Genomic DNA, 12,927 nt, shown 5'->3' on the forward strand with positions numbered 1-12,927 from the left:
CGTTCGCGTGCCCATCAGGAGGCGGGATGGATGTCGATTGGAGCGACGATGACCCTCGATGCCTCGACCCTGCAGCTCGGCCAGGCCAGCGCCCTGCCGCAATCGCCGGAGGAAGCCCGCCTCGACCGCGTGCCGAATCCGCATGCCGGCACGGATTATCTCGCCCGCTTCACCTGCCCGGAATTCACCTCGATCTGCCCGGTCACCGGCCAGCCCGATTTCGGCATTCTGGTGATCGACTATCTGCCCGGCGACTGGCTGGTCGAATCGAAGTCGCTGAAGCTCTATCTCGGCGCCTTCCGCAATCATGGCGCCTTCCACGAGGACTGCACGGTCAATATCGGCAAGACGCTGGTCGAGCTGCTGCAGCCGAAATGGTTCCGCATCGGCGGCTACTGGTATCCGCGCGGCGGCATCCCGATCGATGTTTTCTTCCAGACCGGCGAGCCCCCCAAAGGCTTGTGGCTGCCCGACCAGGGCGTGGCGCCCTATCGCGGGCGCTGAGAGGTCGTCATTCCGGGGCGCCGCGCCATGCGACGTCCCGGACGACGGTGGTGCCTACGTCCGGCTGCCGCCCAGCGAGAGAACCCGCGGCACCAAGAGGCCGAGCAGTCCGACCGCCGCGGCGAAGGACAGGATCGCGCCGCTGGTGCCGAACAGATGCAGGGCCGTGCCCATCAGCAGCGGTCCGAGCGCATGGCCGCAGAACAGCGCGCAGGCGAACAGTGCCACCGCCGAGCCGCGTGCGCTCGGCGCAAGCTCTGTCGCCAGCGCCTGGAAGGTGCCGTGCATCAGGAAGAAGCCGAAGCCGCTCAGCATGAAGATGGCGATCGCGCTCCACCAGGGCAACATCGGCAGTGCGAACAGGCAATAGGCCAGCGCCATCAGCGCGCCGCCGACCGTGGTCATCCGCGCCGGGCCGAGCCGCTCGACCAGGATCCGCGTCAGGATGCCGTAGACGATGCCGCCGAGCCCGGTGCCGGCGATGACGATGCCGGCCTGCGAGGGGCCGACGCCCGCCCGTTCCTGCAGGATCGCCGCGACATAGGGCGGCATGCCGAAGACCAGCGCTCCCTCGATGATGACGAGGCCGTAGAGCACCTTGGTCTGCGGGTTGGCGAAGACGGTGGCGTAGCGCGCGAGCGCGCCTGAAAAACTCAGCTTCGGGCGCTGCGCGTCCGGCCGCGGCTTCAGCACGACCATCACCAGGATGCCGGCGATGGCGGCGAGCGCGCCGGCGACCAGGAAGACGCCGCGCCAGCCGATATGCGTGGCGATCAGGCCCGAGCAGGCTGCCCCCGCCATCTGGCCGACGATCATCAAAACGAGGAAGCGCCCGAGCTGGACCTGGCGCTCGGCCATCGGGGCTCGGTCGCCGATCGCCGCCATCGCCGCCGGAATCACGCCGCCGGCGACGATGCCGGCCGCGGTGCGCATGACCGTCAGCGCATCGAAGGACCAGGCGAACGCCGCCGCTGCCGAGAGCGTGGCGAGCAGGAGCAGACAGGTCGAGATGGTGCGCAGCTTGCCGAAGGAATCGGCCACCGGCCCGAGAAAGGGCTGGCCGACGGCATAGGCGAAGGAGAAGGCGGTCGCGATCGCGGCGACCTGAGGGACGCTGCGCGTGAATTCGCTCGCCAGCGTCGGGACCAGCGGATCGAGGATCCGCATGGTGAAGGTGGAGGCGAAGCCGCAGGCCCCGAGGACGAGGATCAGGGCCTTGAGCGAGCCGGGGGCGGGCTGCGGCTGCGCCGCCTCAGCCATGGGCCGGCGCAACCTGCGGGATGCGCTTGGCGACGCGGTCGAACTCCTGCAACTGCCGGATCAGGGTGGGGAACTCGCGCAGCGGCACCATGTTGGGCCCGTCGGACGGCGCCTTGTCGGGATCGGGATGGGTCTCGATGAAGACCCCGGCGACGCCGACCGCGACCGCCGCCCGCGCCAGAACCGGTACGAATTCGCGCTGTCCGCCGGAGGAGGCGCCCTTGCCGCCGGGCTGCTGCACCGAATGGGTGGCGTCGAAGATCACCGGTGCGCCGATCTCGGCCATGATCGGCAGGCTGCGCATGTCGGTCACCAGCGTGTTGTAGCCGAAGGAGGCGCCGCGCTCGGTCAGCATCACGTTCGGGTTGCCGCTCTCGGTCACCTTGGCGGCGACATTGACCATGTCCCAGGGGGCGAGGAACTGGCCCTTCTTGACGTTGACGATCTTGCCGGTCGCGGCGGCCGCGACGAGCAGGTCGGTCTGGCGGCAGAGGAAGGCGGGAATCTGCAGGATGTCGACGACCTCGGCGACGGCGGCGCATTGGCCGGCTTCGTGCACGTCGGTCAGCACCGGCAGGCCGGTGCGCTCGCGAATCTCGGCAAAGACGGGCAGGGCGGCCTGCAGTCCCATGCCGCGCTGGCCCTTGACGCTGGTCCGGTTCGCCTTGTCGAAGGAGGTCTTGAAGACGAGGCCGATGCCGAGCTCGGCAGCCATGTCCTTGAGCGCCAGCGCGACTTCCAATGCGTGCTCGCGGCTCTCCATCTGGCAGGGGCCGGCGATCAGGGCGAGCGGCAGGGCGTTGCCGAAGCGGACCGGCTGGGCGAGGTCGGCGCCGGCGGTGACGATGGCGTTGGCGCTCATGGCTTTTTGATCCTGCTTTCGGATGTGCCGAGGGCCGAGGCGCCGGGCTGGGAGATCCGGCTGCTCTGCCGCCTGCGCGGCACTATCCTGCGACGCGTCCCGCGCTCTAGGGCCTGTCCGCCTCGCAGGTCAAGCAGTCGGCGCCCTCTGAGGCCCAGGCCGGGAGCCGGACATGCGGCCTGCGCAGATCCGTGGCCGCGGCGATATCGATCCGGCTCGCAATCTGCCGGCGAAAGTGCTACCCGGCAGGGCAGCAAGCATTTCCGAGGCGTTATGTCCGATATTTTCCGCGAGATCGACGAGGAGGTTCGCCGCGAGAAGGCGGCGGCCATCTGGAGCAAGTACAGCAACGTCTTCATCGCGATTGCCGTGATCGCCGTCGTGGGCGTCGCCGGCTGGCAGTTCTGGCAGCACCAGGAACGGCAGAAGGCGGAGGCCGTCGGAGCGAAGTTCGAAACCGCCCTGCGCGCCGCCCGTGACGGCAATGGCAGCGAGGCGGAGTCGATCCTGACCGAGCTTTCCGTCAATGCACCGGCCGGTTATCGCCAGCTCGCCCGTTTCCGCCTGGCCGGCGAGGTCGGCAAGCGCGATCCCGCCGCTGGCGCCACCGCCTTCGACGCGCTCGCCAATGACGGCGCGCTCGAGACGAGCTATCGCGATCTCGCCCGCCTGCGCGCCGGCCTGCTGCGGGTCGACCTCCTGCCTTATGCCGAGCTGCGCAAGGCTCTCGAGCCGCTGGCGACGCCGGCCGGGAACTGGCGCCATTCCGCCCGGGAAGCGCTCGGCATCGCGGCGCTCAAGGGCAATCTCTACGAGGACGCCGGCCGCTGGTTCGACGCCATCGTGACCGATGCCGAGACGCCGGCGAGCTTGCGCCAGCGGGTCGAGCTCTATCTTACGCTGGTTCGCGGCGGCGCCGTCGAAACCAAGAACTGACGCCGCGCGCCGGTCCGTATCGGCCGGTGCCGGCCCAACTGGACGGATCATGACCGCGACCATCGCCATTGTCGGCCGGCCCAATGTCGGCAAGTCGACCCTGTTCAACCGGCTCGTCGGCAAGAAGCTGGCGCTGGTCGACGACCGTCCGGGCGTCACCCGCGACCGGCGCGAGGGCGAGGCCAGCCTCGGCCATCTGCGCTTCACGGTGATCGACACTGCCGGCCTCGAGGAGGCCGACCAGCACTCGCTCGCGGGTCGTATGCGCGCGCAGACAGAGACGGCGATCGAGCAGGCCGACGTCATCCTGTTCATGATCGACGCCCGGCTCGGCCTGACGCCGATGGACCAGCCCTTCGCCGATCTGGTGCGTCGCTCCGGCAAGCCCGTCATCCTGCTCGCCAACAAGGCGGAAGGAAACAAGGGCAAGGACGGTGTCATGGAGGCCTATTCGCTCGGCCTCGGCGACCCCGTGCCATTCTCCGCCGAGCATGGCGAGGGCACCGCCGACCTGCTCGAGGCCCTGATGCCCTATGTCGCGGAAGAGCCGGAGGAGGACGAGGAGGAACTCTGGGCCGATGCGCCCGCCGCCCTCGCGGAGGACGAGGAGGAGGGCGACGACCCCAACAAGCCGCTGCGCGTGACCATCATCGGTCGCCCCAATGCCGGCAAGTCGACCCTGGTCAACCGGATGATCGGGCAGGACCGTCTGCTGACCGGCCCTGAGGCCGGCATCACCCGCGACACCATCTCGGTCGACTGGGACTGGCGCGGCCGTCCGGTCAGGCTGTTCGACACCGCCGGCATGCGCAAGCGCGCCCGTATCGAGGAGAAGCTCGAGAAGCTCTCGGTCGCCGATGCGCTGCGCGCCATCCGCTATGCCGAGGTCGTGGTCGTGCTGCTCGACTCGACCATTCCCTTCGAGAAACAGGACCTGACCCTGGTCGATCTGACGGAGCGCGAAGGCCGCTGCGTCGTCATCGGCCTCAATAAATGGGACCTCGTCGCCGACAAGCAGGGCTTGCTCGCCGAGCTGAAGGAAAAGGCCCATCACCTGCTGGCGCAGGTCCGTGGAGTCGAGATCGTGCCGCTCTCCGGCCTCGCCGGCGAAGGCATCGACAGGCTGATGCAGGCGGTCTTCCGCGCCTATGGCGTCTGGAACCGCCGGGTCTCGACCGCGCGAATCAACCGCTGGCTGGAAGGCGTACTCTCGGCCCATCCGCCGCCGGCCGTCGCCGGCCGCCGCATCAAGATTCGCTACATGACGCAGGCCAAGGCGCGCCCGCCGACCTTCGCGCTGTTCGGCAACCAGCTCGAGCATCTGCCGGTGTCGTATACGCGCTATCTGGTCAATAACCTGCGCGACGCCTTCGAGCTGCCGGGCACACCGATCCGTCTGCATACGCGTGGGAGCACGAACCCCTACGACAAGGCCAAGCGCTGATGCTTCGAGACTGAGCGGGATCGATGCGAGAAACCGGTTCCCATGTTTTCGCATCCTGCTCAGGCGCGCCCGAAACGGTCAGCGCGCTCTTCCTCAGAACCGACGGCAAGGTGCTGCTTGGTCTGCGAGCCTCTTGGAAGCGCGCCTGGGCCGATCATTGGGATGCGATCGGCGGACGCGTCGAGGCCGGCGAGGGGCTCGACGAAGCCTTGCTGCGCGAATGCCGCGAGGAGGTCGGGCTCGTGCCGACGGTCTATCGCCTGATGCTCTCGGCTCCCGAATATTTTCCGGAGCGGAACGGTGCGGCGCTGCATCACATCTATGTGGTCTCGGCCTGGGATGGCGAGACGGCCGAGAACCTCACCGACGAGCACAGCGAGATCGGCTGGTTCTCGCTCGACGAGATGGCGGCCCTGCCGAACCTGACGGTGGCCGAGCTGATCGCGGTGGTGCAGGAGTATCGGGCGGCGCCGTAAGGGCGCGTCATGCTCGGGCCTGACCCGAGCCTTTCATGACGAGAAAAGGCGCCCCTGTCGGCGAGAACCGCTCGGCTCTTCGCTACGCCCTGGCCGAGAATGACGGCCTTAGGCCGGCATTTGCGGCGTCAGCACCTTGCCTTGCGGGAAATCGAAGATCTTGCCGGTCTCCGTCCAGTCGGGCGAGGCGAGAGCAACCAGATGCGGAGCCAGATCCTCCGGTGTCCTCAGGGTCTGCGGGTCCTCGCCCGGCATCGCCTGGGCCCGCATCCGCGTCCGCAGCGGGCCGGGGTTGACCAGCATGACGCGCAGCGGCGATGTCGACGTCTCGTTGGCATAGGTGCGCGCCATCGCTTCGACCGCGGCCTTGGAGATCGAATACGGCCCCCAATAGGCCATGCATTTATGCGCGGCGCCCGAGGAGAGCAGGATCACCCGGCCGGCATCGGAAGCCTGCAGTGCCGGCTCGACGGATTTCAGCAGCCGCCAGTTCGCGCTGACGTTGATGTCGAAGACCTGGGCCCATTCCTTGGGGCTGGCATGGGTCAGCGGTGCGAGCGGGCCGAGGATGCCGGCATTGGCCAGCATGATGTCGAGCTTGCCCCAGCGCTGCAGCAGGGCCGGGCCGAGCTTCTCGATCGCGCCGGCATCGGCGAGATCGGCCGGAACCAGCGTGGCGCTGCCGCCGACCGCCCGGATCTCGTCGTCGAGTTCCTCGAGCGCACCGGTCGTACGCGCCAGCGCCACGACATGGGCGCCGGCTTCGGCATAGGCGAGCGCCGCGGCGCGGCCAATCCCGCGCGAGGCTCCGGTGATGAGCGCAACGCGCCCCTGCAAAGGCTTGGTCATGGCAATCCGTCGAAGGTTCAGCCGGCTTCGGCCAGCAGCGACAATTTCTGCTTGGCGCTCTCGCCGACGACATCGGTCAGCGAGGTCGGATAGTCGCCGGTGAAGCAGTGATCGGTGAAGGCGGGCTGGGCCGGGTCGCGGCCGGAATGGCCCATGGCGCGATAAAGTCCGTCCACCGAGAGGAAGGCGAGCGAATCGGCGCCGACGAACTGGCGCATCTGCTCGAGCGTATGCGTCGCCGCGAGCAGCTTTTCGCGGTCCGGCGTGTCGATCCCGTAATAGTCGGGATGGGTGATTGGCGGCGAGGAGATGCGGAAATGCACCTCGCGCGCGCCCGCCTCGCGCATCATCTTGACGATCTTGAACGAGGTCGTGCCGCGCACGATCGAATCGTCGACGAGCACGATGCGCTTGCCGGCCACGACGCTGCGATTGGCCGAGTGCTTCAGGCGCACGCCGAGCTCGCGGACCTTCTGGGTCGGCTCGATGAAGGTGCGCCCGACATAATGGTTGCGGATGATGCCGAGCTCAAACGGGATGTTGCTGGCCTGGGCGAAGCCCAGCGCCGCAGGAACGCCGGAATCCGGTACCGGCACGATCACGTCGGCATCGGCCGGCGCTTCGGCGGCGAGCTGGGCGCCCATCGCCTTGCGGCGCTCATAGATGCTCTGGCCCTTCACGACCGAATCCGGCCTGGCGAAGTAGATGTACTCGAAGATGCAGGGCCGTTCCGCCGCCGGCGGGAAGGGCTTGTGGCTCTCGATGCCCTGCTCCGAGATGACGATGACCTCGCCATTCTCGACCTCGCGCACGAATTTGGCGCCGATGATGTCGAGTGCGCAGGTCTCGGAGGCGAGGATCGGGCAACCGTCGAGCTCACCGAGGACCAGCGGCCGGATGCCGAGAGGATCGCGCACGCCGATCAGCTTCTTGTTGGTGATGCCGACGAAGGCATAGGCGCCCTCGATCTGGCGGATCGCCTCGACCAGCCGGTCGATGAAACGCGTCTTGCGGCTGCGCGCCACCAGATGCAGCAGCACCTCGGTGTCCGAGGTCGACTGGTAGATCGCGCCGTCGCGGACGAGATTGCGCCGCAGCGTCAGCGCATTGGTCAGATTGCCGTTATGGGCGACCGCGAAGCCGCCGCCATGCAGCTCGGAAAACAGCGGCTGGACATTGCGCAGAATGGTCTCGCCGGTGGTCGAATAGCGCACATGGCCGATCGCCTGCGTGCCCTTGAGCTTGTCGATGACGCCGGCATCCGAGAAGGCGTCGCCGACAAGGCCGAGCCGGCGCTCGGAATGGAAGCGCTTGCCGTCGAAGGAGACGATGCCGGCTGCCTCCTGGCCGCGGTGCTGCAGCGCATGCAGCCCGAGCGCGGTCAGCGCCGCCGCATCGGCATGTCCGAAAATGCCGAAGACGCCGCACTCCTCGCGCAGGCGGTCGGCATTCGGGTCGAACGCAGCCTCGCAATCGCGGATCTGGCTCATCTGTGGCTCCATCGGGATGGCTCTCCACTCAGGGGCGCGCTGCCGCGGCCCCGGTGCTTCCTGTTGCGCCGGTGGAATCGATCACGCGCTGCAGGGCCTGACGGTCCGGCGCGCCGGGGGCCTGCGTACGACGTTGCGGATCGGTCGAAGGCGTGCCCGCGGGCGGGGTGCGCGGCTCCTCGGCCGGCGCCTCGGTCGGTTCACCGCCGGTCTTGGGCTGCAGCAGCTTCTTGATGAATTCGGAGTCGATGTCCTGCGGCAGCATGGTCAGCAGGCTGCGCCCGGTCTCCTCGAGAATCGGCTTCGAGCGGGAATCGCGCGCCCAGGCCGGCTGCATCTTCTCGGGCACCAGGGCGGTGAAGAAGAGGTAGCCGACGACGGCCAGGAGCAGGCCGCGCCCGGCGCCGAAGACGAAGCCGAGCGTACGGTCGAGCGCGCCGATGCGCGAATCGAGCACGAAATCCGAGATCCGCGCCGTGATCAGCGAGACGATGATCAGCGTCGCCAGGAACAGGCCGGCGATCACCACGACCAGCGCCACCGTCTTGTTCGGGATGTGCTGCTGGGCGATCGGCAGAAGCTGCGGGTGGAACACCCAGGCGATGATCGCGGCGGCCGCCCAGGAGGCGATCGCCAGCACCTCGCGGGTAAGGCCGCGAACGGCCGCCAGCAAAGCGGAAACGAGAACCACGCCGATGACGACGAGATCGAGAAGGGTCACAGGCATGTCAGGGCCGCTTCGCTGAAAATTCGGGTCCAGCCCGCTGGAGATGGGGAGGCCAGGCGGATTTTGCTATACAAGTTCAAGCCTCGCGCGTCACCCATGCAGTCGGCTCATTTTGCACTGCGAGAACCGGCCCGGATCAGGCCGCCCGGCCTGATCGCTGAATCCGTCTCTCCGCCTCCGGATCAAGGCCGTTCTATTGCTCGGCTTGCCGGGCACGCTGACCGGAACGAGCACGCGGCGCGGTCGCGGCAATCTCGGCGACGAGCTCGCCAACATGGCTGATCCGTTTGAGCCCGAGCCCGCCGCCATCGCCCGATTCGGCCCCGCCGACGGCCATGACCGCGCTGCCGAAGCCGAGCTTCGCGGCTTCGCGCAGCCGGGCCGCCGAAACCGAGACCGGGCGGATGGCGCCCGAAAGTGCGATCTCGCCGAAATAGACCGAGCCTGCCGGCAGCACCGCGCCGGTCAGCGACGAGACCAGTGCCGCCGCGACCGCGAGATCGGCGGCCGGCTCGGCGACCCGCAGCCCGCCGGCGACGTTGAGATAGATGTCGTGCTGGCCGAGCTTCAGCCCGCCATGCGTTTCCAGCACGGCCAGGACCATGGCGAGGCGGCTGTTCTCCCAGCCCACGACAGCACGCCGCGGCGTGCCTAGCGCGGTCGGCGCCACCAGGGCCTGGATCTCGACCAGCACTGGCCTCGTGCCCTCGACGCTGGCGAGCACGGCGGCGCCCGGCGCGCCCTGGTCGCGGCCGGTCAGGAACAGGGCCGAGGGATTGCCGACCTCGGAAAGTCCCTGACCGGTCATCTCGAAGACGCCGATCTCGTCGGTAGCCCCGAAACGGTTCTTCTGGCCGCGCAGGATGCGGAAGGCATGCGCGCCTTCACCCTCGAAGGAAAGCACCGCGTCGACCATGTGCTCGACGACGCGCGGGCCGGCGATCTGTCCGTCCTTGGTGACATGGCCGACCAGGATCAGGCAGGCGCCCGAGGTCTTGGCATAGCGGATCAGGGCCTGGGCCGAGCCCCGGACCTGCGTCACCGTGCCGGGCGCGCTCTCGACCTCGCCCGACCACATGGTCTGGATCGAGTCGATCACCACCAGGGCAGGGCGCTCGCCCTGGCCGAGCGTCGCGATGATGTCCTCGACATTGGTCTCGGCCGCGAGGTCGACCGGCGCCTCGGCGAGGCCCATGCGCTGCGCGCGCAGGCGGACCTGGCTGGTCGATTCCTCGCCCGAGACGTAGACGACGCGCCGCCTGGTCAGCGCCATGGCGGCGCAGGCCTGCATCAGCAGCGTCGACTTGCCGATGCCGGGATCGCCGCCGATCAGCAGGACCGAGCCGGGCACGAAGCCGCCGCCGGTGACGCGGTCGAGTTCGCCGATGCCGGAGACGATGCGCGGCGCGTCCTGCGTTTCGCCCTTCAGGCTCTCCAATGCGAAGACGCGGCCGCGTGCCCTGCCGCCGCCGCTGGCCCTGCCGCCGCCGGGCACCGGTGCGGCCTGCGCCTCCTCGGACAGCGACGACCAGGTGCCGCAGGCATCGCATTTGCCCTGCCAGCGATGATAGACCGCGCCGCAGGCTTGGCACGCATAGGTCGGACCGCGCTTGGCCATTACGGCCTAGAGCCCGACATAGCGCCGGGCATGGCGCCGCCCGAGGCTGGTCAGGACTTCGTAGCCGATGGTCTTGGCGCCGGCGCCGACCGCTTCGAGATCGAGCTCGCCGCCGATCAGCGTGACGGGCGCGCCGCGTACCGCTGCACCGGCCGGGGCATGCGTGACGTCGACGATGATCAAATCCATCGAGACGGTGCCGACGAAGGGGCAGCGCAGCCCGCCGACCAGCGCCGAGCCGCCGGGCGAAGCATCGGTCCAGCTCGCATTGCGCGGATAGCCGTCGGCATAGCCGAGGCTGATCGTCGCGAGCCTGCGCCGGCCTTGGGCGGTCCAGCGGCCGTTATAGCCGACCTGGGTGCCGGCTGCGACCTCGCGGACCTGCAGGATGCGGGCTTCCAGCCCGACGACAGGCTGCATCGGGTTCGGCCGGCCGGGAGTCGGGTTGCCGCCATAGAGCGCATAGCCGGGACGGGTGAGCTGGTAGGACGGGCAGTCCGGCAGGAAATGGGCCGACGAATTCTTGAGTGAGGCCGGCACGCCCGGAAACGCCGCCGCGATCTCGGCAAAGGCCGCGATCTGGCGGGCATTGGCCGGGTCGGCGACATCTTCCGAGGAGGCGAAATGGCTCATCACCAGTCCGATCTCGGCCGCGGCGATGACGCCGGAGCGTTCGCGGGCGAGATCGAGCCCTTCGCCGACCCAGAGCCCGAGTCGGTTCATCGCGGTGTCGACATGCAGTGCTGCCGGCCTGACCCTGGCCCCGCCCTGGCGGAAGCCGGCCCATTCCAGCAGCTCCTCATGCGAGCCCAGCACCGGCGAGAGATCGTGCTCGGCATAGGTCGCGCAGCTCTCGGGCGGCAGGCCGTTCAGCACATAAATCGTTGCGTCGCGCGCGACTGCACGGGCGCGGATGCCTTCGGAAAGGTGCGCGACGAAGAAATTCCGGCAACCGGCTGCGGCAAGCGCTGTCACGGCGGGCTCGATGCCGATCCCGTAGGCATCGGCCTTGACCACGGCAGCGGCCTCGGTACCGGCGCGCGCACCGAGGGCGCGCCAATTGGCGACGAGCGCCCCGAGGTCGATCGTGAGAGCGGGGCCGTGGTCGGCGTTCTTCGGCGTGTCGAAGGGGCTCATTCAAGGCGCTCCGGGAGATGGCTCTGGTCGGCCCTGTCGGAGAAGCGCGTCACGTCGGCGTCGAACTGCAGGGCGATGGTTCCGGTCGGGCCGTGGCGCTGCTTGCCGATGATGAGCTCGGCCAGGCCATGGGCCGCTTCCATCTCGATCTGCCATTTGTTGTGCTCTTCGGTGCCGGGGCGCGGCTCCTTACCCTTCAGATAGTACTCGTCGCGATAGACGAACATCACCACGTCGGCGTCCTGCTCGATCGAGCCGGATTCGCGCAGGTCGGAGAGCTGCGGGCGCTTGTCGTCGCGGCTCTCGACCTGGCGTGAGAGCTGGGAGAGCGCCACGATCGGGACCTCGAGTTCCTTGGCCAGCGCCTTCAGGCTGGTGGTGATCTCGGTCAGCTCCTGCACGCGGTTCTGGCTGTTCTTCGAGGAGCCGGCGAGGAGCTGGAGATAGTCGATGAACAGGACGTCGAGCCCCTTCTGGCGCTTCAGCCGCCGGGCGCGGGCCATCAGCTGGGCGATCGAGATACCGCCGGTCTGGTCGATATAGAGCGGCAGCTTCTCGATCTGCGCGGCGACATCGCTGAGCCTGGCGAACTCGGCCTCGGTAAGGCGGCCCTGCCTGATCTTGTAGGAGGAAATGCTGGCCTGCTCGGCGACGATGCGGGTCGCGAGCTGATCGGCCGACATTTCGAGCGAGAAGAAGCCGACAATGCCGCCATCGACGGATTTGAGCTCGCCGTTCTCCTGGCGCTCGGCCCGCCAGGCCTTGGCGATATTGAAGGCGATGTTGGTGGCGAGCGAGGTCTTGCCCATGGCGGGGCGCCCGGCGAGCACGATCAGGTCGGAGCGCTGCAGGCCGCCCATGCGCTGGTCGAGATCGCGCAGGCCCGAGGAAATGCCGGAGAGGCCGCCGGCGCGCTGAAAGGCGCTGGCCGCCATGTCGATGGCGAGCCGCATCGCCTGGTCGAATTTCTGGAAGCCGCCCTCATAGCGGCCCTTTTCCGCCAATTCGTAGAGCTTGCGCTCGGCATCCTCGATCTGCTCGCGCGGCGCCATGTCGACGGGCGCGTCATAGGCGACGTTGACCAGTTCCTCGCCGACACCGATCAGCTGTCGCCGGATGGCGAGGTCGTAGATGGTGCGGCCATAGTCCTGGGCGTTAATGACGGTGGTGGCTTCGGCCGCCAGCCGCGCCAGATATTGCGAGGCGGTGATCCCGCCGAGGTCGAGCTCGCCGACATAGGTCTTCAGCGTGATCGGAGTCGCGATCTTGCCGGCGCGAATCAGCCCCGACATCAGCTCATAGATGCGCCGGTGCAATTCCTCGAAGAAGTGCTCGGGCAGCAGGAAGTCGGAGACCCGGTAGAAGGCGTCGTTATTGACCAGGATCGCGCCCAGCAGCGCCTGCTCGGCCTCGATATTGTGAGGTTGGACGCGGAAATGCGCCTCGTTGTTGTCGAGGCGGGCGATGAGGGCGGTGGCGCTGGACATGGCCTTGGATAAGTCAGAGTCGCGGGGTCATGAACCTGAACGAAATAGGAACATTACGAATACCGAAAACCGTGCCCGCTGTCCACAGCACCAACGAAAAGGGCGCCGTGTTGCCACGGCGCCCATTGACTCCGGAC

The 12,927-nt window shown here is 68.2% G+C and carries 12 protein-coding genes; 4 read left to right on the forward strand and 8 right to left on the reverse strand.

Annotation, left to right across the window (positions count from 1 at the left end):
- The first annotated feature begins 48 nt into the window (after positions 1–48).
- Complete coding sequence (gene queF, locus J0J10_RS03560; protein ID WP_066468859.1) at positions 49–504, forward strand: preQ(1) synthase; 456 nt, start codon at positions 49–51, stop codon at positions 502–504.
- 54 nt (positions 505–558) lie between these two features.
- On the opposite strand, the gene J0J10_RS03565 is transcribed toward queF, so the two are convergent.
- On the reverse strand, positions 559–1,764 hold the full coding sequence (locus tag J0J10_RS03565; protein ID WP_291645323.1) for an MFS transporter: 1,206 nt from the start codon (positions 1,762–1,764) through the stop codon (positions 559–561).
- Positions 1,757–2,626, reverse strand: coding sequence for a 3-deoxy-8-phosphooctulonate synthase (gene kdsA / locus J0J10_RS03570; protein ID WP_291640028.1), 870 nt, complete (start codon positions 2,624–2,626; stop codon positions 1,757–1,759). Before kdsA ends, J0J10_RS03565 begins: the two co-directional genes overlap by 8 nt.
- Before the next feature lie 273 nt (positions 2,627–2,899).
- On the opposite strand from kdsA, the gene J0J10_RS03575 reads away from it, so the two are divergent.
- From J0J10_RS03575 to J0J10_RS03585, 3 genes are read left to right on the forward strand one after another with little or no spacing between them, the layout of a single operon-like run.
- Positions 2,900–3,562, forward strand: coding sequence for a tetratricopeptide repeat protein (locus tag J0J10_RS03575; protein WP_291645324.1), 663 nt, complete (start codon positions 2,900–2,902; stop codon positions 3,560–3,562).
- Between the two features lie 49 nt (positions 3,563–3,611).
- Positions 3,612–5,006, forward strand: a complete 1,395-nt coding sequence (gene der, locus J0J10_RS03580; protein WP_465247154.1) for a ribosome biogenesis GTPase Der — start codon at positions 3,612–3,614, stop codon at positions 5,004–5,006.
- A 23-nt stretch (positions 5,007–5,029) separates the two neighbouring features.
- Positions 5,030–5,482, forward strand: a complete 453-nt coding sequence (locus J0J10_RS03585) for an NUDIX hydrolase (RefSeq protein ID WP_291645325.1) — start codon at positions 5,030–5,032, stop codon at positions 5,480–5,482.
- A gap of 108 nt (positions 5,483–5,590) precedes the next feature.
- On the opposite strand, the gene J0J10_RS03590 is transcribed toward J0J10_RS03585, so the two are convergent.
- From J0J10_RS03590 to J0J10_RS03615, 6 genes are all read right to left on the reverse strand, one after another.
- On the reverse strand, positions 5,591–6,331 hold the full coding sequence (locus J0J10_RS03590; protein WP_291645326.1) for an SDR family NAD(P)-dependent oxidoreductase: 741 nt from the start codon (positions 6,329–6,331) through the stop codon (positions 5,591–5,593).
- A gap of 17 nt (positions 6,332–6,348) precedes the next feature.
- On the reverse strand, positions 6,349–7,821 hold the full coding sequence (gene purF / locus J0J10_RS03595) for an amidophosphoribosyltransferase (protein WP_291645327.1): 1,473 nt from the start codon (positions 7,819–7,821) through the stop codon (positions 6,349–6,351).
- Between the two features lie 28 nt (positions 7,822–7,849).
- Positions 7,850–8,548, reverse strand: coding sequence for a CvpA family protein (locus J0J10_RS03600; RefSeq protein ID WP_291640040.1), 699 nt, complete (start codon positions 8,546–8,548; stop codon positions 7,850–7,852).
- 193 nt (positions 8,549–8,741) lie between these two features.
- On the reverse strand, positions 8,742–10,166 hold the full coding sequence (radA, locus tag J0J10_RS03605) for a DNA repair protein RadA (protein WP_291645328.1): 1,425 nt from the start codon (positions 10,164–10,166) through the stop codon (positions 8,742–8,744).
- A 6-nt stretch (positions 10,167–10,172) separates the two neighbouring features.
- Entirely contained in the window at positions 10,173–11,303 is a 1,131-nt protein-coding gene (gene alr, locus J0J10_RS03610; protein WP_291645329.1) for an alanine racemase, read from the reverse strand.
- Positions 11,300–12,790, reverse strand: coding sequence for a replicative DNA helicase (locus J0J10_RS03615; RefSeq protein WP_291640047.1), 1,491 nt, complete (start codon positions 12,788–12,790; stop codon positions 11,300–11,302). Before J0J10_RS03615 ends, alr begins: the two co-directional genes overlap by 4 nt.
- Positions 12,791–12,927: the final 137 nt, after the last annotated feature.

It is taken from the genome of Allobosea sp., assembly GCF_017308075.1.
Taxonomy (GTDB): Bacteria; Pseudomonadota; Alphaproteobacteria; order Rhizobiales; family Beijerinckiaceae; genus Allobosea.

Excerpts from the sequence above, each read along its gene's own strand:
- purF (WP_291645327.1), bottom strand. The coding sequence starts at position 7,821 with ATGAGCCAGATCCGCGATTGCGAGGCTGCGTTCGACCCGAATGCCGAC.
- J0J10_RS03590 (WP_291645326.1), bottom strand. The coding sequence starts at position 6,331 with ATGACCAAGCCTTTGCAGGGGCGCGTTGCGCTCATCACCGGAGCCTCG.
- J0J10_RS03565 (WP_291645323.1), bottom strand. The coding sequence starts at position 1,764 with ATGGCTGAGGCGGCGCAGCCGCAGCCCGCCCCCGGCTCGCTCAAGGCC.
- J0J10_RS03615 (WP_291640047.1), bottom strand. The coding sequence starts at position 12,790 with ATGTCCAGCGCCACCGCCCTCATCGCCCGCCTCGACAACAACGAGGCG.
- J0J10_RS03575 (WP_291645324.1), top strand. The coding sequence starts at position 2,900 with ATGTCCGATATTTTCCGCGAGATCGACGAGGAGGTTCGCCGCGAGAAG.
- queF (WP_066468859.1), top strand. The coding sequence starts at position 49 with ATGACCCTCGATGCCTCGACCCTGCAGCTCGGCCAGGCCAGCGCCCTG.
- der (WP_465247154.1), top strand. The coding sequence starts at position 3,612 with ATGACCGCGACCATCGCCATTGTCGGCCGGCCCAATGTCGGCAAGTCG.
- kdsA (WP_291640028.1), bottom strand. The coding sequence starts at position 2,626 with ATGAGCGCCAACGCCATCGTCACCGCCGGCGCCGACCTCGCCCAGCCG.
- J0J10_RS03585 (WP_291645325.1), top strand. The coding sequence starts at position 5,030 with ATGCGAGAAACCGGTTCCCATGTTTTCGCATCCTGCTCAGGCGCGCCC.
- radA (WP_291645328.1), bottom strand. The coding sequence starts at position 10,166 with ATGGCCAAGCGCGGTCCGACCTATGCGTGCCAAGCCTGCGGCGCGGTC.
- alr (WP_291645329.1), bottom strand. The coding sequence starts at position 11,303 with ATGAGCCCCTTCGACACGCCGAAGAACGCCGACCACGGCCCCGCTCTC.
- J0J10_RS03600 (WP_291640040.1), bottom strand. The coding sequence starts at position 8,548 with ATGCCTGTGACCCTTCTCGATCTCGTCGTCATCGGCGTGGTTCTCGTT.